A 22,470-nucleotide genomic window follows, 5' to 3' on the forward strand; every position below is an offset into this window, starting at 1 on the left:
GGTCGCTGTTAGGGTTAGCAAGCTTTACTTATTTTTATGTGATGAACCAAGCCACAGCGGTGTCTTTCTTCAAAGGCGTTAGGGCATTAATTATTTTTGTCGGTTTGTTTATATCTGCAATCTATGGATATCAAACCACCAACAGTATTTTTTACCAAGATACTGTGAGTGAAGATAATGTTGGTAGTATTTCACACGTAAAGTTTAAGCAAGTTACTAGTATTAAAGCTTTTGAAGAAGCTTTAGCTGACGCCAATGCTGAAGGAAAGACTGTTATGTTAGACCTATATGCTGATTGGTGTGCGGCGTGTAAAGAGTTCGAGAAATATACATTTTCTGATCAAGCTGTAATTGATGCCTTAAGCAATACGGTATGGATGCAAATTGATTTAACTGATAACAACCCTGATAACCTAGCATTTCAAGAGTACTTTTCAGTTTTGGGTCTACCAACGATTTTATTCTTTGATAAAAGTGGCCAAGAACTGAGTTCAGCTAGAGTGACGGGGTTTATGAAAGCGAGCACTTTTGAGCAACACGTAACTCGTATTTTTTAATGCTTAATGAGTAAGGTACTTATTTTGGATTTGACATAAGTACCCAGTAGTTTAATGGTTAAAAGCCTTTATCGGGTGCCGAATATTTTATCTCCAGCATCCCCTAGTCCAGGTAATATGTAACCTTGCTCGTTAAGCTTTTCATCTATCGAGGCTGTGTAAATATCGATATCTGGATGTGCAGCCTCTAAAGCGGCAATGCCCTCGGGAGCGGCTACTAAAAATAAGCCCATAATATTAGTGCAGCCTTTTTGTTTTAATAAATCAATTGTGGCAATTAGTGTTCCACCTGTTGCTAGCATCGGGTCAACTATAAGCGCGGTTCGCTTGGTGATGTCTTTCACTACTTTGTCGAAATAGGCTACAGGTTGCAGTGTTTTTTCATCTCTGTATAAGCCAACCACGCTAATTTTTGCATTCGGAATAAGTTGTAGTACACCGTCCAACATTCCCAACCCAGCCCTTAGTATGGGTACAACTGTTATTTTTTTACCTTTAATCTTCTCCGTTTGTAATGGTTGTCCATCCCAAGCTGTAATGGTTGTTTGTTCTGTTTGTAAGTCTCTCGTGGCCTCGTAGGTAAGCAAGTTTCCTACTTCACTAGCAAGCTCACGAAAATCTTTACTACTAATGCCTTGTTTACGCATTAAGCCTATTTTATGTTGAATTAGCGGGTGTTTTATTTCTTTAATGGCCATGGTGCTTTCTCTTACTTGGGGACTGAATATGATTGAACAAAGTTTACTCCATGTTCTAATAACTCTGGGTAAAACTGTGAAAATTTTCTTGCAAATAGATTATGATTTTGTTTGATAAAGTGGTTGGCGTGGGCAGCAAATTGTATTTTATTTCCTAGCCTTGATTCAATTGAGGAATATGCTTGAAAACAAGTCTCTCGATTGGAATATTGGTTAAGCCATCGATATTTTACAAGTCTTTCAGCTTGTTTATCAAATTCGCTGCTTATGGGTAAACTGAACGTCTCTAGCTCATCATAAAACTGAGCAAATAAGATGTGACTGTTAGAAGTAGAATACTCTTTCCAATTCGTCATTAATAAATAATCAAAATATATATCGATTATGACACCTGACATTCTACGAAGTTTCCCGGTGAATTCTTGTTTAAGATCCAATACTAGTGGATGGCTATCCGTAAATGTATCTACGCTGCGATGCAAACGGACTCCTAACTCAATGTCTGAAGGTAAATGACTTAGCTCTGAGCCCCTCACAAAATCCCCTAAAAAGTTTCCAACTAAGCTAGTACGAGTATGATTAGCTAGGTGAATGTGGGCGATATAATTGATAGCAAAAGCTCCCTAAAAAGCGAGTGATAAAAATACAATTTTTGTAAACTTTGCGGTAATCTTCGCAGATAAGACCAGTATTTTGCTGCTAATTTCTATTTACCCACTATAATGGTCCGATAATTTCAATTCTAGTACATATATTGTACGTAAAATGGTCAGCCAGTGAACTTATTAGTCATTAATGGGCCCAACTTAAATATGTTGGGTACGAGAGAGCCAGAGACTTATGGATCTGAAAATCTACAACAAATTAATAAAAAGTTAGATAGGTTTGCTGAATCTATTGGTATTAGTTTAACTCATGTGCAATCCAATGCGGAACATGAATTAATTGATGCAGTACATAAAGCGTTTAACAAAATTGATTTTATTGTAATCAATCCGGGGGCGTTTACTCATACCAGTATTGCCTTAAGAGATGCATTGTTAAGTGTGTCTATTCCTTTTATAGAGGTGCATTTATCAAATGTGCATGCTAGAGAGGCGTTTAGAAAACACTCCTACCTTTCCGATATTGCTCAGGGCGTGATTTGTGGATTGGGCTCACAAGGGTATGAGTTTGCTATTGCAGCCGCGAAACAGTATTTAACTAAATAATTGCACACCCAATTTATGGGTTTGCTGGTCTATTAGAGAGAGAAAAATGGATATACGCAAAATTAAAAAATTGATTGAACTGGTTGAAGAGTCAGGAATATCTGAATTAGAAATCACTGAAGGTGAAGAGTCTGTAAGAATTCAAGTTGGTGGTAATGTTGCCGCTGCACCTGTTCAATATGCACCAGCTCCTCAAGTTGCAGCTCCTGCACCTGTTGCTGCTCCAGCTCCCGTTGCCGCTCCAGAAGCTGCCACAGCTATAAGTGGGCATACTGTATGTTCACCTATGGTGGGGACTTTTTATCGTTCATCATCTCCTACTGCAAGCGCGTTTGTTGAAGTGGGTCAAAAAGTGAATGTGGGTGATACGCTGTGTATCATCGAAGCCATGAAAATGATGAATCAAATCGAATCTGATAAAGCTGGGGTTGTTAAGCAAATTCTAGTTGAAAACCAAGAGCCAGTAGAGTTCGATCAACCTATGTTTGTGATTGAATAAAAGGTTAATGACGATGTTAAATAAAGTCCTTATTGCAAACCGTGGTGAAATCGCTTTGCGAATTTTGCGCGCCTGTAAAGAGTTGGGCATTAAAACTGTCGCGGTTCATTCAACGGCCGACGAGTCTCTAAAACATGTATTGTTAGCCGATGAAACCATATGTATTGGTAAAGCATCTGCAACCGAAAGTTATCTAAATATTCCGCGTATAATTGCCGCTGCTGAAGTAACAGATGCAGAAGCTATTCATCCAGGTTATGGTTTTTTAGCTGAAAATGCAGACTTCGCTGAAGCGGTTGAAAGAAGCGGCTTTATCTTTATTGGCCCTAAAGCAGACACCATTAATTTAATGGGCGACAAAGTGTCCGCAATTAAATCTATGAAGGCGGCAGGTGTGCCATGTGTACCAGGCTCAGATGGCCCTCTAGGAACTAACGAAGCTCGTAATAAAGAGCTTGCTCAAGGCATTGGTTACCCGATTATTGTTAAAGCTGCAGGTGGTGGTGGCGGTCGCGGTATGCGCGTAGTGCGTAATGAAGAAGAGCTTATTTCTTCAATCGAGATGACAAAGAGCGAAGCCGGCGCAGCATTTAATAATGATGTTGTGTATATGGAGAAATTTTTAGAAAACCCACGCCATGTAGAAATTCAAGTGTTAGCTGACGGTCAAGGTAGTGCGATTCATTTAGGTGAGCGAGATTGCTCAATGCAACGTCGTCACCAAAAAGTGGTAGAAGAGGCGCCAGCTCCAGGTATTACTCCTGAAATGCGTGCAGCTATTGGTGCGAGATGCTGCCAAGCTTGTATTGATATTAATTATCGTGGCGCGGGCACATTCGAATTTCTTTTTGAGAATGGAGAATTTTATTTCATTGAAATGAATACTCGAATCCAAGTAGAGCACCCAGTATCTGAAATGATCACAGGTGTAGATTTGATTAAAGAACAGCTTCGTGTTGCTTCTGGTCAAAAATTAACTATTACTCAAGAACAAATTGACGTAAAAGGCCATGCAATTGAATGCAGAATAAATGCAGAAGATTCTGAAACCTTTATTCCTAGCCCAGGTAAAATTACCAAGTTTCACCCACCGGGTGGCCTAGGTATACGTTGGGATTCTCACATTTATGCTGGATATAGCGTACCGCCATATTATGATTCTATGATAGGTAAGCTAATCACCTATGGTGAAACTCGTGAAGTGGCTATTGCTAGAATGCGTTTAGCATTAGATGAGCTAGTTATTGGTGGAATTAAAACCAATATCGAGTTGCAAAAGAGCATTATGGCTGATGAACATTTTGCTGCTGGTGGTGCAAATATTCATTACCTAGAGAAAAAACTAGGTATGGGTGGGCATTAGCCACAAGCTTTCTTGATGTCAAAATGGGGCTTTATAGCCCCATTTTTATAGTTAAGAATTACTATTAATCTTAACTAATTGGTTAATTGTGATTGTATTTCTTTCAGGATTTCTTTGGTATTACTGCTAATTTCATCAATTGCTGCACCAGTTTGTTCTACTAACTCTATTCCAGATTTAGAGTTTTCAACTACTGCCTCCATTGATTTTACCGCATCTGATGCGAGCGTATTATTCTCTTTTACAACACCATCTATTTCAGCTGTAGATTTACTCGTACGTGCGGCTAATTGCCTCACTTCATCGGCAACAACAGCAAACCCTCTACCTTGTTCTCCTGCTCTCGCTGCTTCTATCGCTGCATTTAGTGCTAGGAGGTTGGTTTGGTCTGCAATTGCAGTAATTGTATTCACTATCTCACTAATCTGGTCAGACTGGTTACTTAATGAGTGAATACTCTGGGCAGCAGATTCTAAACCGTCCGATACTTTCGACATTGCTTGTATCGCGTCATTTACGATACCTAGCCCCTTTTCAGATACACCGTCAGTGTTTGTCAAAGATTCATATGCCATTTGGGTGGACTTTGAAGAGGAAGTCACGGTTTCTGTTATGTTATTTGCAAACTTAACAACCTTAAAAACTTTATTATCAGAATCGAACATGGGGTTATAAGTTGCCTGTAACCAAAGAGGTTGGTTGTGTTTGTCTACCCGTTCAAATTTTCCTGACAAAAATTGCCCTTGATTCAACTGTACCCACATATCTTTATATTGGTTAGAGCTAGCGTATTCCGGGGTACAAAATATTCTATGATGTTTTCCGATTATCTCTTGCTCTGTATAGCCTGTTGAGGCAGAAAAATTGTCATTGCATTTAATAATTGTGCCGTCGAGGTTGAACTCTATTACTGCCATTGAGCGTGAAACTGAGTCAACCATGCTCTTCAACTCCCGCATAGAATTAACAGTTTCAGTGACATCTGATGCAATTTTAATAACTTTTTCAACATTTCCTAATTCGTTGAAAACAGGACAATAACTAGCAGCTAAATATATACTTTCCCCGGATTGGGTGAGACGTTCAAACTCACCATTAAAGGCCTCTCCTTTTTCCAGCCTTTGCCAGAATTCTTTGTACTCATCAGAATTGACAAACTCCGACTTACAAAACATTTTATGGTGCTTACCTATAATTTGTTCTAGAGGGTACTCCATCGTATCTACGAAGTTTTGATTCGCACTAAGAATGTGTCCGTCAGGCGTAAACTCAATCATTGCCATGGAAGCTGAAAGAGCGTTGAGCATTGAGTTTTGTGAGCTTAATTCAGCATCTTTTTGAAGTAATTTATTTTCTAATTCAAGACTTTTACTAGTTAACCACATGAGTTTGACCCCTTTATGACTTTACATTTAATCGTAGCAGGGTCTGGTCAACATGCGTATTAAACTATAGTTGTATAAATGTTGAGCAGTTAATTTACCTCTTAAAACGAAGTGAAAAAAATATAAGCTTGGTTGCTATTTATATTAGGTGGACAGACTAATGGTATACTAAAAAGTAAATACATTTTGAAGACTTCTACCATGCCTTGGATCCAACTAAAAATAAATCATCAAGCTGAATATGCGGAACAAATTGGGGATATGCTGTCTGCCAATGGCGCACAAGCTGTTACCTTTGTAGATGCTAAAGATACTCCTATGTACGAACCAAAGCCTGGAGAAGTGCTCCTTTGGCCCGACACTCAGGTTGTAGGCTTATATGACGCAGAATATGATATGCAGCGGGTTATCAATCAGCTTGAGAAATCTAAAATTTTAGGTAAGGGGTTTAACCATAAGCTTGACCAACTAGAAGATAAAGATTGGGAAAGAGAGTGGATGGAGAACTTCCATCCCATGCAGTTTGGAGAGCGCTTATGGATTTGCCCAAGCTGGCGTGATGTACCAGACCCAAAAGCTGTTAATGTCATGCTAGATCCAGGCTTAGCATTTGGTACGGGTACCCATCCTACTACTAGTTTGTGTTTAAAATGGTTAGATGGTTTAGAGCTGTCTCAATCTATAGTTGTCGACTTTGGTTGTGGCTCAGGTATTTTGGGTATTGCAGCCCTTAAGTTAGGCGCAAAAAGAGTCATAGGTATAGATATAGATCCTCAAGCTTTATTAGCCAGTCAAGATAATGCTAACCGTAATGAAGTAGGTGACAAAATAGAGCTGTATTTACCTGAGAGCCAGCCTGAGTTATTGGCTGATGTTGTGTTAGCTAATATCTTAGCAGGGCCGCTTAGAGAGCTTAGAGAAGTCATTACCGCTTACTGTAAACCTGGTGGAAAACTAGTACTTTCAGGTATTCTAGATAACCAGGCTCAAGAAATTAACGACTTATACTGTCAGGATTTTGATATGGAACCTATTGTTACAGATGGCGAATGGGCCAGAGTGTCTGGTAGACGAAAAATATAAGTTTCAGCGATTGATTGTAGATTTTCTTGAAAGTATTGCGGAAGAGAAAATGGTGCCGACTACCGGAGTCGAACTGGTGACCTACTGATTACAAGTCAGTTGCTCTACCAACTGAGCTAAGTCGGCACTGTTTTCTTTACTTAGTGACGCTACTTTAAGGTTGTTGGTATTACTGCGAGTTGCAGCTAAGCCTCAAAGCGAGCGCCATTCTATTCATAATTGGATTGATGTCAAACATTTAACGCGATTAGTTTTGTTTTGTATCAAAATCAATCAATCTTTGCGCTTCGTCTTTTAACATTGGGAAATATTCAGCGGGTACATATTCGGTTAAAGCTAACATGGATTTTCCAAGTTGTTGGTAATCTTCAGCACATAAATTGAAGTGTCCCATCTTGCGTTTCTCTCTCGGGGCTTTGCCGTACCAATGTAGATGGCAACCAGGAATACTTAACATTTCCCGTGCAAAATTTTTGCAGCCGATAATATTGATCATGGCCGTTGGTGAGGTGACTTTTGTTGAGCCTAGGGGTAAGCCTCTAACGGCACGAATGTGATTTTCAAACTGGCAAGTATCAGCACCATGCATGGTCCAATGCCCTGAATTATGGACCCTTGGGGCTATTTCGTTGACTAAAAGTTGCTCTCCTAGTTGGAAAAACTCAACGGCTAACACCCCCACATAATCAAGTGACTCGGCAAGTTTATTAAAGATTGTTTGCGCTTGTGAGGTTAGGTCATCATTTATATTGGTTGCGGGTGCTACCGATACATGTAATTGACCTTGATGATGTAGGTTTTCTGCAAGTGGGTAATAGGCCATTTCACCATCAGCACTTCGTACTGCTACTAATGAAAGTTCTCGGTCAAACTGAAGCATTTTCTCTACAACTAAAGGCACCTTATTAAGATCTAATTCAGATAATTGCTCTTTTAGTTTTGGTAGGTCAGCTTTATTCTGCAAACGCCACTGGCCATAGCCATCATAGCCATCTCGACTTGCCTTAATGATTAGCTTTTCACCTAAAGACTCAACCGCAGCATCAAGCTGTGCAACGTCGATGACTATGCTAAATGGGCAATTGGCTATGTGGAGTTTTTCTAGTAATTTCTTTTCTCTTACTCTGTCAGCGCCGGTCAGTACTGATTCAACACTAGGTTTGAGCTTCCCGCTGCGATGGGCTAACTCGAGTAGATCTTCTGGTATATGTTCGAACTCAACTGTGATGGCGTCCACTTCCCCTAGTAGTTGTTCAAGGGTGTCATTAATCGCTTGTTTGGTAACAGGGTCGATAATTTTATTATCAGCCACATCAACAGCTTGTACACTAATGCCAAGTGGGTAGGCTGATAACGCCATCATTCTAGCTAATTGGCCAGAGCCAAGAACTAATATACTCATGCTGCTACTCTCTAGGGTTGTCTATTTTTCGGTAGGTAAGGTTAGTTCGTCTTGCGCTAGCACAGTCGAGGTTTGTTCGGCCCTAAATGCCTTTATCGCCTGCTCAACATTTTTGTCTTGTAACGCTATAATTTGAGCGGCTAGAAGACCTGCATTTGCGGCTCCAGCTTCGCCTATCGCTAAGGTTCCAACAGCGACGCCCTTTGGCATTTGCACTATAGACAATAACGAATCTATACCGTTAAGTTGGCTAGAACGCACAGGTACGCCAAATACGGGTAAGTGAGTGTGAGCTGCAATCATACCTGGTAAATGAGCAGCACCACCTGCACCACCGATTATAACTTGATAGCCTTGTTCCGCAGCTTGTTCTGAAAACTCTGTCAGTAAACTTGGAGTACGGTGCGCAGAGACTACTTTTGCAGTGTAATCCACCCCTAATTTTTCTAACATTAATGCTGCTTGCTGCATAGTAGGCCAGTCTGATTTAGAGCCCATAACAATAGCTACTTTTGACATATTCATCTCACTTAAATTTGTATCTGTGGTTTAGGAGTGACTGATGGCACTATTTAAAAATCCGCGAACAGTTTCCTGCGCGGATTTTAGATAACTTATTATTTGTAACGTTGGCTTAGCTTTTTTGCCTGCGCATCGCGGTGAAGAACTCATCGTTGGTTTTAGTCATGGATAACTTACCAATTAAAAATTCCATTGCATCTATCTCTGACATTTCATGAACTATCTTGCGTAATATCCACATTTTTTGTAGTTCGTCTTGAGTAGTAAGAAGTTCTTCACGACGAGTACCAGAACGGTTGTAATCAATTGCTGGGAATACACGTTTTTCTGCAATTTTGCGGTTCAAGTGCAATTCCATATTACCAGTACCCTTGAACTCTTCATAGATAACCTCGTCCATTTTTGAACCGGTATCGATTAATGCGGTAGCTATAATGGTTAAGCTGCCACCTTCTTCAATGTTACGAGCGGCACCAAAAAAGCGTTTTGGTTTGTGTAGAGCATTTGCATCTACGCCACCGGTTAGCACTTTCCCTGAAGACGGGATTACCGTGTTGTACGCTCTGGCTAGGCGAGTGATAGAATCTAGTAAAATGACAACATCTTTTTTATGTTCAACTAAACGCTTAGCTTTTTCGATTACCATTTCAGCAACTTGAACGTGACGACTTGCAGGCTCATCAAAGGTAGATGCCACAACTTCACCACGTACCAAGCGTTGCATTTCGGTTACTTCTTCAGGGCGTTCGTCAATAAGTAATACCATTAACAAACATTCTGGATGATTAGCCGCAATAGATTGGGCGATGTTCTGAAGTAACAGTGTTTTACCTGCTTTAGGTGGAGCGACAATTAAGCCACGTTGGCCTCGACCTATAGGAGACGCTAAGTCTAATACTCTTGCAGTTATGTCTTCGCTACTGCCATTACCACGTTCCATTGTTAAACGTTCGTTGGCATGTAAAGGAGTAAGGTTTTCGAATAATATTTTGTTACGTGAGCTTTCTGGACGGTCGAAGTTAACTTCGTTAATTTTTAATAATGCAAAATACCGTTCGCTATCTTTGGGTGGGCGGATTTTTCCAGATATGGTGTCACCGGTACGTAAATTAAAACGTCTAATTTGACTCGGTGATACATATATATCATCAGGTCCTGCCAAATATGAAGAATCATTTGAACGTAAGAATCCGAAGCCGTCTTGAAGTATCTCTAGTACCCCGTTTCCAAAAATATCTTCTCCACTTTTTGCGTGGGATTTGAGTATTGAGAAGATTATGTCTTGTTTGCGAGCACGAGCCATGTTTTCTAGCTTCATTTCTTCTGCTAGTTTTACAAGTTCACTGATCGGTTTATTCTTAAGTTCAGTTAAATTCATATTGGTGGGTCTTTATGATAACAGCTTGTTACAAGCTAATTGTGTTGAGTGAGTCAAAGGTTTTTACTTTTTTATGTCTCTGATTTGAGCGAAGTCTTGGTCTGTTCAGCTGTGAACATGGCAAAAGTTAGCACCAAAATTACACTTAGTCTAGCAAATTGTATGATTAATAGCGCTTTAAGTGGATTTTTATTGTCTATCTACTCTGCACTAACGCTACATATATATACATGACTAGATATCAGTAATAAAAAAAGCTCAATAATTATTGAGCTTTTTTATTCTACTTTATTTTGTTAAAGCATTTAAATGTTGTCGTTTAAGAACTCTAAAAGTTGAGTTTTTGACAAAGCACCAACTTTAGTTGCGGCAACACTTCCACCTTTGAAAAGTAACAAAGTTGGAATGCCTCTGATGCCATACTTAGGCGGTGTTTCGTTATTTTCATCGACATTCAGCTTGCCAACTGTTACTTTGCCGTCAAATTCGTCAGCAACTTCATGCAGAATTGGCGCAATCATTTTACATGGGCCACACCATTCTGCCCAAAAATCAACTAATACAGGACCCGCAGCATTGATAACATCGGCCTCGAAACTATCGTCAGATAACTGGATAATTTTGTCGCTCATTTTTTTCTCCGTAATTTTTTTCTGTCGCTGAATAATAAACCAGCGCGGTTATGATTGTTATATAGAAACTGGTTTTTAATGCAAGCAATGATAAGCTATAAGCTATGCAAACAACACATTTAACCGAAACACATTTTTCAGACTTGCCGATTAATCCGCAGGTTATAAAAGCGCTTTCTGCTGCTAACTTTAACCACTGTACCCCAATTCAAGCGTTGAGTTTACCTCCATTGCTTGAAGGCAATGATATAGCGGGGCAGGCACAAACTGGAACAGGTAAAACCATTGCGTTTTTGGTTGCTACCTTCCATTATTTGTTGTCCAACCCACAAGACTCAAAAGGTCAACCTAGGGCTATTATTATGGCTCCTACTCGAGAGTTGGCGGTGCAAATCTTTAATGATGCAGAATTGCTTAGTAAACACACAGGTTTAAGCCTTGGTCTCATTTATGGGGGTGAAGGTTACCAAAGTCAACGGGAAAAGCTTCAAGAAGGTGTAGATATTATTATCGGTACTACCGGGCGTATTATTGATTACTATAAACAGAACATTTTTTCTTTAGAAGGGATTCAAGTTGCTGTTTTGGATGAAGCCGACAGAATGTTTGATTTAGGCTTTATTAAAGATATCCGTTATTTATTCAACAGAATGCCAAAGCCAACTAAGCGTTTAAGTATGTTGTTTTCGGCGACTTTATCATATCGAGTACAAGAATTAGCTTATGAGCACATGGATAATCCTACCCATGTTCAGATAGAGCCAGAAAGAAAAACTGCAGAGCGCGTAAAAGAAGAATTGTTTTACCCTTCAGATGAAGATAAACCCTATTTATTATTAACTTTAATGGAAGAGGAGTGGCCAGAAAAAGCTATTGTTTTTGCAAATACAAAGCATAGTTGTGAAAGAGTGTCTGATTGGTTGCAAGCTGATAACCATAGGGTTGGTTTGTTGAGTGGTGATGTTCCTCAAAATAAACGCCTTAAAATTTTGGAAAACTTTACATCAGGTAATATAGATATTTTAGTGGCAACTGATGTTGCAGCTAGGGGATTGCATATTTCATCTGTTAGTCATGTGTTTAACTATGATCTACCAGATGATGCTGAAGACTATGTGCACCGTATTGGTCGTACTGGGCGAGCTGGGCAAAGTGGTATTTCAATTAGCTTCGCCTGTGAGAAGTATTCTCTTAATCTTCCGGCTATTGAAGAATATGTGCAACATTCAATTCCTGTCACTGAATACAACCCCAATGACTTGATGAGAGATGTTGCTCCGCCAAAACCGCGCTTTAAAAAGCGCATGCAAAATGGACGTACACCTCAAAAAAGGCATTCAGGGCCTAGACATAAGCAGCCTAGATGATTAATAACACTGAAGTCACAGCACCCTTTACCCAACCTGAACAGTTATATGCAGCCGTAGATTTAGGCTCAAATAGTTTTCATATGGTGATTGTGCGAGTATCGGCTGGAAGTGTTCAAATCATAGGTAAAGTAAAACAAAAAGTACGATTGGCTGCAGGTTTAGATGACAACATGCAGCTTAACCAAGATAGTTTAGATCGGGGGTGGAAGTGCCTAGAAATGTTTGCAGAGCGCTTGCAAGATATTCCTCTCGCCAATATAAAAATTGTTGGTACAGCAACCTTAAGGTTAGCTACGAACGCCAATGTGTTTATAAAGAAAGCACAACAAATTCTGCATCACAGATTAGATGTTATTGATGGTAAAGAAGAAGCAAGGCAGATTTATTTAGGTGTTGCTTACACTTCGGCTAATCAAGGAAATACACTGGTTATTGATATCGGAGGAGCGAGTACAGAAGTTATAGTCGGTAATGATATGACTCCCATTCACCTAGAAAGTCTCAATATGGGCTGTGTTACGTTTAAAGAACGTTATTTCTGTGATGGTAAAATTACTACTGAGAATTTTGAACAAGCCATCGATGCCGCGAAATTAGAATTAAAACCAGTGGTTAATGATTTTATCCATTTTGAGTGGCTGCAATGTTTAGGCGCATCAGGCACACCACAAGCGATAACGGAAATATTAGTTACTCAAGGGATCAGTGATTCCATCCGTTTAGATTACCTTTATAACTTGCAACAACAATGTATAGATTGCATGGCTATTGATTTGTTAAGTATAGACGGATTAACCGAGTCTAGAAGGGCTATTTTCCCTAGCGGTTTGGCCATTTTGATTGCTTTGTTTGAAGAATTAAATATACAAGAGATGCAAATTTCGGGAGGAGCACTTCGAGAAGGCCTCATTTATGGCATGCTCGATAACATGCAACAGAATGATCGAAGGTTGCAAACGTTACGACAAAACATTGCACGTTTTCATATCGAATCTAGTCATGCAAATAGAGTAAAAAATTTATCTCTAAACCTGTTTAGGCAGGTGCAACGCCAAGTAGAATTCGGCAATTTGGATTCTGAGGCAATTTTGATCGCAGCGGCTATGCTACATGAAACCGGTTTACACATTGAGTACAAACAACATCATTTGCATGGAGCATATATACTCAGTCACCTACCTATGGTTGGCTATACAAAACAACAGCAATCAGGTATCAAAACCTTAGTGCAAAGTCACAGGCAAGATATTAATCTGAGCTTGTTTGATGCTTATCACCCTGATGTACGCCACGCGCTATTGATTTTACTTCGCGTTTTACGATTGGCTTGTATATTATCTATTCGCAGAAAAGATAAAATTCTTGCTAAATATGAACTGCAAGTTTCAGATGAAAAATGGGTGTTAACCTTTCCTGTTGGGTGGTTGAAATCTCATCCATTGATTGACGCAGAACTCGCTAATGAAAAGTGGCAACAATACAAAGTGGGTTGGGTATTAGAATGCCGTTGATCGTATATATAAAAAGCTTAACTTTCTTTAAGTAGTTTAATACGTTAGACATTATTTGCTCCGCTACATAGGGATTTATAGCGTTTATGATCGCTCAGAGGTTAGAAGTAAAAACACTACCATCCAAAGTGTTATCAATTATTTTATTTTTGATGACTGTCGTTCTTTTTTCCGCTTTAATTTTTCACTTTGGTGTCGCACTCAAAGCTAGTCATGTTTTGGCCAAAGGTGGTGAGCTGACGTTTCAAGAAAATTACTTTAAAAACCATAAAATAACTTCCTTGACTGGTGAGTGGGCTTTTTTTGAGCGTCAGTTAGTTGAGCCTCATAATATTCAAAATCTACTTAGTGACGCTACTTTAATTCAAGGCACGGGTGGTTGGTCTTTAAACAACTCTACTAGAGACTCTGTGCTTGGATATGGAACTTACCATCTAAAGGTTCACCTATCAGATTCTGATTTAAATTTAGCTTTGCAAATTCCAAAAGTAGAAACAGCATATAAATTGTTTTTAGATGAAAAGTTAGTTGCCAGTGCGGGGGTAGTTGCTACAAGTGTGGAAAAGGGGGTGCCAGAGTTTAAACCAACAATAGTTATCATCCCTAAACACACTGAGAGTTTTTCACTAACAATACAGGTCTCTAATTTTCATTCCGCATGGGGTGGATTATGGTCACCAATAGTGCTTGGTAATACTGACAGTATTTACTCAGTACAGCGAGATTTGGTGGCATTAAGCATGTTTATAATTGGTGCGCTGGTGGTAACTACGGCGTTTTACCTGATTCAGTATTATTTTAGACCAGATGAAAAGATTCCATTAGCGTTTGTTTGTTTATGCTTAATCTTTTTATTGAGAGAGTTCACAGCTGAGCATATGTATTTTGTTTTGCAGTACTTTTCCATTGGTTATTCCGCTGCCTTGAAACTAAATTATCTAACGTTTTATCTTGGCGTACTTAATGTATTGTATTTTATGCACTTATGTTTTCCTAGGGTATTTAATATTAATATATCCAGATTTTTCTATGTTATTGGAATCAGCTATTCGCTATTTATATTGTTTAGTCCAGTAGAATTAATCGGCTACTCATTAATGAGCTACCAGTTATTTTCTTTTATTGTGATGCTGTACATACTCATAAATATGTTGGTTGCTAATGTAACCAAGCAACCGACTGCTAAAATGATGACATTTAGTGCTGTTGTTCTTAGTCTCTTTGCAATTAATGACATCTTGTACGCAAATAATATTCTAGATACTGGGCCGTTTTTTAACATGGGGATAGTTGGATTTATTATTTGCCAAAGTTATGTAATAAATCAGCGCTTTAATAGCGTTATTAGCAATAATGAAGCTTTGTCTATGCAGATCCAGCAAAGTAACAGCGAATTGCAGCTTCTGGGTGCCGAGTTAGAAAATAAAGTTGAGTTACGTACTAAACAGCTGGAGAAAGCGAATTTTGAGTTAGATAAACTAGCTCGTTCAGATAAGTTAACTGGTTTGTTAAATAGACACGGTTTACATCCTTATTTACAACGAGCCTTTGATAATTCGAAGCAAGATTTTGAACCTTTTTGTATAGTTTTGTATGACTTTGATAATTTTAAATACATTAATGATAGCTATGGCCATGATCTAGGTGACACTGTATTGATTAATGGGGCGAAAATACTTAAAGGAACAATTAGAAAGCAAGATAAGCTAGCTAGATGGGGGGGCGAGGAGTTTTTAGTGTATTTACCAAGTACTGATTTAGTGGGAGCCATGGCCATAGCTGAGAAGTTAAGGTTGGCAATTGAAAACATGCAAATAAACCAAGGAGATGTAAATATACCCGTTACTATTACCGGCGGGGTAGCTGAGCTTGAACCTGAAGATACATTCGAAGCTTTGTTTAAAAGGGCTGACAATGCGCTCTATAAAGGAAAAAGTTTGGGGCGGAATTGTATTCAAAATTAACGTTCCATGTATTTTCTTCATTTTTTGTACTAAGTTTAGTATCTTACGTTTCTTGTTTGGGGTGTAAATTTTACCGCTTGTCTTTTGGCCGCTGTCTTGTTTAATAAAATGGAAAATACATGGGTCTTTTATTTGGACAATATCAATATTCAGTAATAGTCACAGGCGAATCACTGCAATCATTAATTAATGCCGCTTTATCTAGTAGCCCCCAAGCTTTATTGATATTTTGCTGTGATGAAAGCTTAAAAAACCAAACTTTTGTTGACCCCATTTTAACATCTTTGCAGGTTCCCGTTTTTGGAGGGGTATTTCCGGCTATCATTATAAAAGATGAAGTGATAGATGAAGGCCTGCTAGTTGTACCTATATTTTCTGATGTAAAGGTAATGCTACTTACTAATTTAGAAAATGCTGATTCAAGTGATTTTGATATGTTGAGTGACTCCTCTCATTTCGAATCTGCCATGATATTAATTGACGGAATATCTAGGAATATAGACTTTGCTTTGAATTCTATGTTCGAGCACTTTGGAAATAAATTAAACGTTTTTGGCGGTGGCGCTGGATCATTAAGTTTCGAACGCAAACCCTGTCTATTCTCTAATCAAGGGCTGCTAATGGATGCAATGGTTGTTATTTTTATGCCAACCTTATTCGAGCTGGCAATTGGCCATGGCTGGGAGGTTTTGGACGGGCCATTTTTGGCGAATGAAGTTGATGATAACAAAATTATTCAACTGAATTTTCAGCCGGCATTCGAGGTATATGAAGACGTCATTGATAAATTTGAAAATAAGAGCTTCACTGCGAATGAATTCTTTGAAGTCGCTAAAACCTATCCTTTTGGGATAGAGCGTTTAGATGATGATGTGTTAGTGCGTGACCCTATTAGTGTTGAAGAAAATAGTTTAGTTTGTGTAGGTAAAGTTCCTGAAAACACTTTGCTATATATATTAAAAGGTGACAACAAAAAGCTGGTTGCTGCAGCCGTAAATGCAGTAGAGGAAGCAACACAAGCTACTGTTAAGGAGCAAGGGTTGCTATTTGATTGTGTTAGCCGGCATTTGTTTCTTGAAAACGAATTTAAGGATGAATTAAAAGGTATTACATCTGCTTTCAATAACTCAGCTTTGTTAGGGGTTTTAGTATTAGGAGAAATAGCATCGAGTGCATCTGGTGCTATTCATTTTCATAATAAAACAGCAGTGACTGCTGTAGCTAAGCACCCAGTAAAGACTATTTAGATAAAAGAATTAACATTAAATTTATGTACTCTACAGACCGAGCATTACAAATTATTTCTATTCAACATGAGCTGGTTATGAATATCGGCTTAGATTTGAAACTAGAAACGATGCTGAATACATTCATGCAGCGCACCTTACAGCGATTAAGTTTGAGATCGGTTATGCTAATGGACTTTAACCAGTGTGAGTTGACAGAAACACCCAAAACTCACTCTGATGGGAATTTATATTGTTACCCACAGCTAACTTCTGACTATAAACTAACGTTAGTAGAGGACGCAAAGCGCTTCTACTATCAAGAGGAGGTGGCCTATTCATGCATTTCAAAACAATCATGCCATTATTATTTTTTAAAGGTTCCACAATTTGGCGTGCTCATTTTAGAAAGGTACGCTACAGAAATTGATGAGGTGATACTTGCAGCTTTAGAGCCGTTATTAATTAAGCTATCCGCAAGCTGCAAAGCCTGCCAAGAACATCAGAATTTAATTAAAGAAATCGAAGCGCGCAAATTCGCAGAAGAGTTATTAATAGAGCAGTCAATGTTAGACCCTCTCACTAATTTGGCTAATCGAAAAAAGTTTAATCTAGACTTACTAAAAACATTATCTTCAAGTTTTACGACCAAAAACATCGGCGCAATTTTTCTATTAGATTTAGATCGCTTTAAGGTTATTAACAATACCTTAGGTCATGCAGTGGGTGACGATGTTATAAAAATTGTTGGTAAGCGACTACAAGAGTGCATGCGGCAAGGAGATACGTTAGCAAGAATAGGAGGGGATGAATTTGTTTTATTAGTTGTTGAGCTTTCTGTTGACTATTCAATTGCAATAGAAAAGGCTAAGAAAATAGCTAAGAAAATAGCGGCTCTAATAGCAGCTCCTATTAACGTAGATGGCAACATATTTAGTATTTCAGTGTCCACAGGGATCAGCATGTTTCCAGTAGAGGTGGATAGTGTACTAAGTGCTCGCCAACAAGTAGACGTAATCGTACAAAACGCTGAAAAAGCAATGAATGCAGTAAAGCAAGCCAATCGCAATGGTTATAGCTTTTACAATAAGCAGCTCGAATCTTCTTCAGAGAGAAAAACGCAAATAGAAAAGTACTTAAAAACTGCGATTCAAAATGATGAATTTGAAGTCTACTATCAGCCATTAGTGGCAGCCGATGGGAAAGTACTTGGAGCAGAAGCCTTAATACGATGGTCTAATCAAAGCTTAGGACGAGTAGGTCCTGACGAGTTTATCCCTATTGCGGAAGAGTCTGGTTTAATACTAGATATTGGGAGTTGGGTTTTGGAACAAGTTTGCCAAATCTTGAGTTCTGTAGCGTCAAATGACGCACTCAAATATATTAGCGTTAATGTTAGCCCTCGCCAGTTTATTCATCATAATTTTGCCGATAGTTTACTGAGTGCGCTTAATAGATATTGTATAAATAGTCGTCAAATTAGAGTGGAAGTTACAGAGGGAGTGGTGATCGATAATATCGATTTAACTATTCTAAAAATGAAGTACTTAAAAGATAAAGGTGTGGTGACTATGCTTGATGACTTCGGTAGTGGCTACTCTTCTTTATCTTATTTACATCAATTGCCATTGCAAACTATAAAAATAGATAGAAGCTTTATTATAGATATTGACCAAACCAATAAAAATCACGTTATCGTCGATTCAATCATAGATATTTGCGAACACTTTTCTTTGGAATGTATTGTTGAAGGTGTTGAAAACAGTGATGAGTTTGCATATTTGGCAACTAAAAACATTACAGCGTATCAAGGTTATTATTTTCATCGCCCAATGCCTAAATATGACTTTATTACGCTCTTAGAACAATAAAAAAAGTGACAATGTTATGGGGTTAAAGTAGGAGCTATTCGTATGTTTAAATTGAAAGCTCGTTTAGCTACTAGATGCATCAAAACTTTAATCATTACCCTTTAAGTAATTGCGCAGCTTGTTTAGCAAAGTAAGTCAGAATTCCATCAGCTCCTGCTCGTTTAAATGCTAACAATGACTCCAGTATTACCTGTTCTTCATTGAGCCAGCCATTAGCAAATGCAGCCTTGTGCATGGCGTACTCACCGCTAACTTGATAAGCGAAAGTGGGGACTTTAAACTCGTCTTTACAGCGTCTTACAATATCTAAATAAGGCATGCCTGGTTTCACCATCACCATGTCAGCCCCTTCCTGAAGATCTAAAGCGATTTCTCTTAATGCTTCGTCGGAATTGGCGGGGTCCATCTGGTAGCTTTTTTTGTCGCCACCTTTAATATTGCTTGCTGAGCCGACCGCATCTCTAAATGGGCCGTAATAGCTAGATGCATACTTAGCTGAATAGGCCATAATACAAGTGTTTATATAACCTTGCTCTTCGAGTGCCTTACGAATTTCACCTATGCGTCCGTCCATCATATCTGAAGGGGCTACAATATCGGCCCCTGCTTCTGCATGTGATAAAGCCTGTTTGACTAACACCTCTATGGTTTCATCATTAAGCACGTAGCGAGTATCGTCAATAAGTCCATCTTGACCATGAGAGGTGAAAGGGTCTAATGCAACATCAGTAATAATCGCTATATCTGGCACCGCAGCCTTTAGAGCTCGTACTGCTCTTTGTGCTAATCCCTGGGGATTAAATGCCTCACTGGCGCACAGCGATTTAGCTTCTGGCGGTGTTACCGGAAATAAAGCAACGCCTTGAATACCAAGCTCTAGTAGCTCCTGAGCTTCTCTAACTAACAGGTCGATAGACATTCGTTCAACACCTGGCATAGAAGGCACTATTTGTTTTTGGTTTTCGCCTTCCAATACAAACATCGGATAAATCAGGTCATTAGTCGAAAGTTGATTTTCTGCTACTAAATTGCGAGTTGAAGCTTGTTTACGCACTCGACGCATACGGCTTTGAGGATATTGTTCAAACATGTGTGTACCTACGTAAGTTGGCTAAGACAAATAGCTGCCAATCGTTTGATTGCGGCCAGCATTTTTTGCCTTGTATAATTGTTGATCAGCCAGTGCCAAAATGCTCTTTTCATTCATGGTCACTTCCGCTGTTGCAGTACCGATACCGGCACTGATTGTTACTTTTACTGAGGCTTCATTTAATACAATCTCTGTATTTGATATCTCTATACGTATTTTTTCAACCAGAGCTAAAGCCCCTTCTAAATCAGTACTAGGTAATATCATTGCAAATTCTTCACCCCCATACCTGCAAACATCATCACTAAGCCTCTTTAATGATTGTTTCAAAATATTGGCTACTACTTTAATGCACTCGTCTCCCATCAAGTGACCATGAATGTCATTGACACTTTTAAAATGGTCTATGTCTAACATAACAATGGACAGTTGAGTTTGTTCTCGTTTACTTCTACGAAGTTCTGCCTGGTATTTTTTATCAAAATAACTACGATTTCTAATTCCGGTTAATGAGTCTAAGGTGTTCTTCTTCTCTAGCTCTTGATTTTTTTCTGAAAGTTCTCTTAGAGTGATTTCTAATTCTAAAGTACGTTCTTGTACTTTGTACTCAAGTTCTTCGGTAGCTGTTTTTTGTTGTTCTAATACTTCTTTTTCGGTGTTACGGGTTTGTCGTTCTATATCTAACAGCTCGGTTTGTTCAATTAGCTCAGCTTGTTTCTGCTTGTTATGGCTAATAATTAGAATCAAGGCTAAAAATATAGTCTCTATCGTTGCCCCTAACATTAAAAAGTGAGTGGGCGATAAACTAAAGCTCACTATATTTAAATTGTCTAAAACAACTGCTAGGCCTAGAAGATACAACATAGCCCACGTAAGGGTGTAATAGTGCGCGACGGTTGAGCCTTTTTTCCACAACCAAATACCAGTCAAAAATACAACTAAGCCGCTTACTAGTGTCATTGATAGAAAAGCATCGATAAATAAAGGTAAAGGTATGAAGAAACTCACACCCGCGCCAATGATAAAGATTGTAGCAATAACTCTTAAAAGTTTGCTTAACTGAGCACTGTAAACTTTTACTTTGAGTAATTGATCGCAAAAAATAGTAGATAGGCAAAGTAAGCATGAGGCGAAAAGTGCCAATGAATCTTGTTGAAATAAAGTGGATTCAGGCCAAAGGTATCGAAATGTTAAGCCAAATAAGGTGGTAATGGTAAGTACCAAGCTACCAACATAGCCACTGTAAATTAGAAACGGTAAGGCTTTAGTGGCGACAAAGCAGAATAAACTGCAAATTCCCATAGCTAACATCAAGCCAATAAACACCCCCATGGTGATGGCACTTTTAGTTTCGTAACTCAAATACATCTTCTCTGGCCACAGGTATATTGGCAGGCGAATGGACCCTGTTGAATAGGCGCTAACGTAAACATCGATAGTACCTGTGGTTGCCGGCACTGAAAAAACAAAGTTCTCATGTAAAATCGGCCTTTCACTAAAAGGTTGTTCATCACCTGTGCTTAGATGGCTTAGTATTTTATTTTTTTGTACAAACCAGACATTAACTCGATTTAAAAATGGGTTATCTATCTCTAATAGTTTAGGACCTAACGCCTCTCTACCTTGGATAGTAAATTTTAACCAGTGTATATCGTCCGACATGGCCGGGGAGTAGATGTCTGTGACATTAGTCTGCCAATCTTTTGTTTCAAAGTTGAGGGCTTGGCTAATATCAATGTCATGTGCTGAGTCAACAAGGTAATGTAAGTTATCTATTCTTACTTCTTTTTTTCCATTATTACTCATCAGAGCATTTGCAGTAATAAACATTAGTAAGCAACAAAAGCCAGCTAGTATTATTGAGCCATTTACAGATAATTTGGTACCTAGAATGCTAGTGCTCACTATCGATACCTATCTTAATTTTATTGAATAACTTATGGGTGTTGTCGTAACAAGTTTGTTGTAGTGCCTGCTGCTCAACACCCATTAGGTTCGACAATTCAGCCGCAATAAACGGTAAATAAGCAGGCTCGTTATTACCTTTATCTAATTTTCGGTTGTTGGGTAAACCTTTAGGGCGTAGATAAGGGGCATCCGTTTCTATTAGTAATCGTTCTAAGGGCAGAGAAGAAACTGCGTTTCTAAGAGCCTGACCTCTTTTGGTGTCGCAAACCCAACCAGTAATGCCTATATATAGGTCTAAATCTAAGTATTGAGCCATTTGTTCTGAGTCACCAGTAAAGCAGTGGGCAACGCCACCGACTAATTCACTACGGTATTTTTTAAGTAATGTGACTTGCTCTGCAAATGCGTCCCTTTCATGTAAAAAAACTGGCAAGCCTAATTCGCTAGCTAATTGTAATTGTTGTTCGAATGCATGGAGTTGCTGTGCTGGTGTAGAAAAGTTGCGATTGAAATCTAAGCCACACTCACCAATTGCTACAACTTGCTTTTCATTAGCTAACTTTTCTAAATTAGTACGAGTTTGATGGTTAAAGTGTTTTGCGTGATGGGGGTGAACGCCTGCTGTAGTGTACAAGGTTTTTGGATGATTTTTAGCCAATGTTAAAGCGTCGTAGCTAGCTTGAATACTCGTCCCTGTGATAACTAATTTTTCAATTCCAACATTAATGGCCCGTTGTATAACTGGCTCAGCATCTAATCTTGAATCAGCTAAGTTGACTCCAATATCAATCCAGCTCATA

Annotated in this window: 20 protein-coding genes and 1 tRNA gene; 10 read left to right on the top strand and 11 right to left on the bottom strand. The window is 38.8% G+C overall.

Features of this window, described 5'->3' with window-relative positions; translation table 11 throughout:
* The coding region (locus ABJE44_RS04450; RefSeq protein WP_348120660.1) for a thioredoxin family protein at positions 1–557 on the top strand (557 nt) is incomplete at its 5' end.
* Positions 558–625: 68 nt separating this feature from the next.
* Here the strand turns inward: ABJE44_RS04450 and upp are convergent.
* A complete protein-coding gene (gene upp, locus ABJE44_RS04455) occupies positions 626–1,255 on the bottom strand; it encodes a uracil phosphoribosyltransferase (RefSeq protein WP_348113568.1) in 630 nt (209 codons plus the stop codon).
* A gap of 11 nt (positions 1,256–1,266) precedes the next feature.
* On the bottom strand, positions 1,267–1,791 hold the full coding sequence (locus ABJE44_RS04460; protein WP_348113567.1) for an ACP phosphodiesterase: 525 nt from the start codon (positions 1,789–1,791) through the stop codon (positions 1,267–1,269).
* Between the two features lie 240 nt (positions 1,792–2,031).
* Between ABJE44_RS04460 and aroQ the strand changes: the two genes are divergently transcribed.
* The 3 genes from aroQ to accC are packed head-to-tail and all read left to right on the top strand — an operon-like array spanning position 2,032 to position 4,328.
* Positions 2,032–2,466, top strand: a complete 435-nt coding sequence (gene aroQ, locus ABJE44_RS04465; RefSeq protein WP_348113566.1) for a type II 3-dehydroquinate dehydratase — start codon at positions 2,032–2,034, stop codon at positions 2,464–2,466.
* Between the two features lie 46 nt (positions 2,467–2,512).
* Positions 2,513–2,965: an acetyl-CoA carboxylase biotin carboxyl carrier protein gene (accB, locus tag ABJE44_RS04470; RefSeq protein ID WP_348113565.1), complete on the top strand. Its 453-nt coding sequence runs from the start codon at positions 2,513–2,515 to the stop codon at positions 2,963–2,965.
* A 13-nt stretch (positions 2,966–2,978) separates the two neighbouring features.
* The gene (gene accC / locus ABJE44_RS04475) at positions 2,979–4,328 is read left to right on the top strand and encodes an acetyl-CoA carboxylase biotin carboxylase subunit (RefSeq protein ID WP_348113564.1); all 1,350 of its coding nucleotides are present in this window, start codon (positions 2,979–2,981) and stop codon (positions 4,326–4,328) included.
* A gap of 74 nt (positions 4,329–4,402) precedes the next feature.
* Here accC and ABJE44_RS04480 read toward each other — a convergent pair whose 3' ends face one another.
* Positions 4,403–5,713, bottom strand: coding sequence for a PAS domain-containing methyl-accepting chemotaxis protein (locus tag ABJE44_RS04480; protein WP_348113563.1), 1,311 nt, complete (start codon positions 5,711–5,713; stop codon positions 4,403–4,405).
* Positions 5,714–5,914: 201 nt separating this feature from the next.
* On the opposite strand from ABJE44_RS04480, the gene prmA reads away from it, so the two are divergent.
* Positions 5,915–6,796, top strand: a complete 882-nt coding sequence (gene prmA, locus ABJE44_RS04485) for a 50S ribosomal protein L11 methyltransferase (protein WP_348113645.1) — start codon at positions 5,915–5,917, stop codon at positions 6,794–6,796.
* 50 nt (positions 6,797–6,846) lie between these two features.
* Here the strand turns inward: prmA and ABJE44_RS04490 are convergent.
* The 5 genes from ABJE44_RS04490 to trxA all read right to left on the bottom strand — a co-directional run bounded on the left by ABJE44_RS04490 (position 6,847) and on the right by trxA (position 10,730).
* A tRNA-Thr gene (locus tag ABJE44_RS04490) sits at positions 6,847–6,922 on the bottom strand.
* Positions 6,923–7,043: 121 nt separating this feature from the next.
* Complete coding sequence (locus ABJE44_RS04495; RefSeq protein ID WP_348113562.1) at positions 7,044–8,198, bottom strand: 5-(carboxyamino)imidazole ribonucleotide synthase; 1,155 nt, start codon at positions 8,196–8,198, stop codon at positions 7,044–7,046.
* 21 nt (positions 8,199–8,219) lie between these two features.
* Positions 8,220–8,717 (bottom strand): 5-(carboxyamino)imidazole ribonucleotide mutase, encoded by a 498-nt coding sequence (purE, locus tag ABJE44_RS04500; RefSeq protein WP_348113561.1) that lies wholly within the window; start codon positions 8,715–8,717, stop codon positions 8,220–8,222.
* 115 nt (positions 8,718–8,832) lie between these two features.
* The gene (rho, locus tag ABJE44_RS04505; protein WP_348113560.1) at positions 8,833–10,098 is read right to left on the bottom strand and encodes a transcription termination factor Rho; all 1,266 of its coding nucleotides are present in this window, start codon (positions 10,096–10,098) and stop codon (positions 8,833–8,835) included.
* A gap of 305 nt (positions 10,099–10,403) precedes the next feature.
* Positions 10,404–10,730 carry a thioredoxin TrxA gene (gene trxA, locus ABJE44_RS04510; protein WP_133468159.1) on the bottom strand — a complete coding sequence of 109 codons (327 nt, stop codon included), beginning with the start codon at positions 10,728–10,730 and terminating at the stop codon, positions 10,404–10,406.
* Between the two features lie 104 nt (positions 10,731–10,834).
* Here trxA and rhlB point away from each other — a divergent pair, with 104 nt between their 5' ends.
* The 5 genes from rhlB to ABJE44_RS04535 all read left to right on the top strand — a co-directional run bounded on the left by rhlB (position 10,835) and on the right by ABJE44_RS04535 (position 18,672).
* Positions 10,835–12,097 carry an ATP-dependent RNA helicase RhlB gene (rhlB, locus tag ABJE44_RS04515; RefSeq protein WP_133468158.1) on the top strand — a complete coding sequence of 421 codons (1,263 nt, stop codon included), beginning with the start codon at positions 10,835–10,837 and terminating at the stop codon, positions 12,095–12,097.
* A complete protein-coding gene (locus tag ABJE44_RS04520; protein WP_348113559.1) occupies positions 12,094–13,611 on the top strand; it encodes a guanosine-5'-triphosphate,3'-diphosphate pyrophosphatase in 1,518 nt (505 codons plus the stop codon). The genes rhlB and ABJE44_RS04520 overlap by 4 nt, the downstream gene beginning before the upstream one ends.
* 86 nt (positions 13,612–13,697) lie before the next feature.
* Positions 13,698–15,575 carry a diguanylate cyclase gene (locus tag ABJE44_RS04525; RefSeq protein WP_348113558.1) on the top strand — a complete coding sequence of 626 codons (1,878 nt, stop codon included), beginning with the start codon at positions 13,698–13,700 and terminating at the stop codon, positions 15,573–15,575.
* Positions 15,576–15,694: 119 nt separating this feature from the next.
* Positions 15,695–16,822 carry an FIST C-terminal domain-containing protein gene (locus ABJE44_RS04530; RefSeq protein WP_348113557.1) on the top strand — a complete coding sequence of 376 codons (1,128 nt, stop codon included), beginning with the start codon at positions 15,695–15,697 and terminating at the stop codon, positions 16,820–16,822.
* Between the two features lie 23 nt (positions 16,823–16,845).
* Positions 16,846–18,672, top strand: coding sequence for a bifunctional diguanylate cyclase/phosphodiesterase (locus ABJE44_RS04535; RefSeq protein WP_348113556.1), 1,827 nt, complete (start codon positions 16,846–16,848; stop codon positions 18,670–18,672).
* Between the two features lie 94 nt (positions 18,673–18,766).
* On the opposite strand, the gene hemB is transcribed toward ABJE44_RS04535, so the two are convergent.
* Genes hemB through ABJE44_RS04550 form a run of 3 tightly spaced genes read right to left on the bottom strand, consistent with a single transcriptional unit; the run spans position 18,767 to position 22,469 of the window.
* A complete protein-coding gene (gene hemB, locus ABJE44_RS04540) occupies positions 18,767–19,762 on the bottom strand; it encodes a porphobilinogen synthase (protein WP_348113555.1) in 996 nt (331 codons plus the stop codon).
* A 21-nt stretch (positions 19,763–19,783) separates the two neighbouring features.
* The gene (locus ABJE44_RS04545; protein ID WP_348113554.1) at positions 19,784–21,667 is read right to left on the bottom strand and encodes a diguanylate cyclase; all 1,884 of its coding nucleotides are present in this window, start codon (positions 21,665–21,667) and stop codon (positions 19,784–19,786) included.
* A complete protein-coding gene (locus tag ABJE44_RS04550; protein ID WP_348113553.1) occupies positions 21,657–22,469 on the bottom strand; it encodes a TatD family hydrolase in 813 nt (270 codons plus the stop codon). Before ABJE44_RS04550 ends, ABJE44_RS04545 begins: the two co-directional genes overlap by 11 nt.
* Position 22,470: the final 1 nt, after the last annotated feature.

This window comes from Paraglaciecola sp. (assembly GCF_039942875.1).
Taxonomy (GTDB): Bacteria; Pseudomonadota; Gammaproteobacteria; order Enterobacterales; family Alteromonadaceae; genus Paraglaciecola.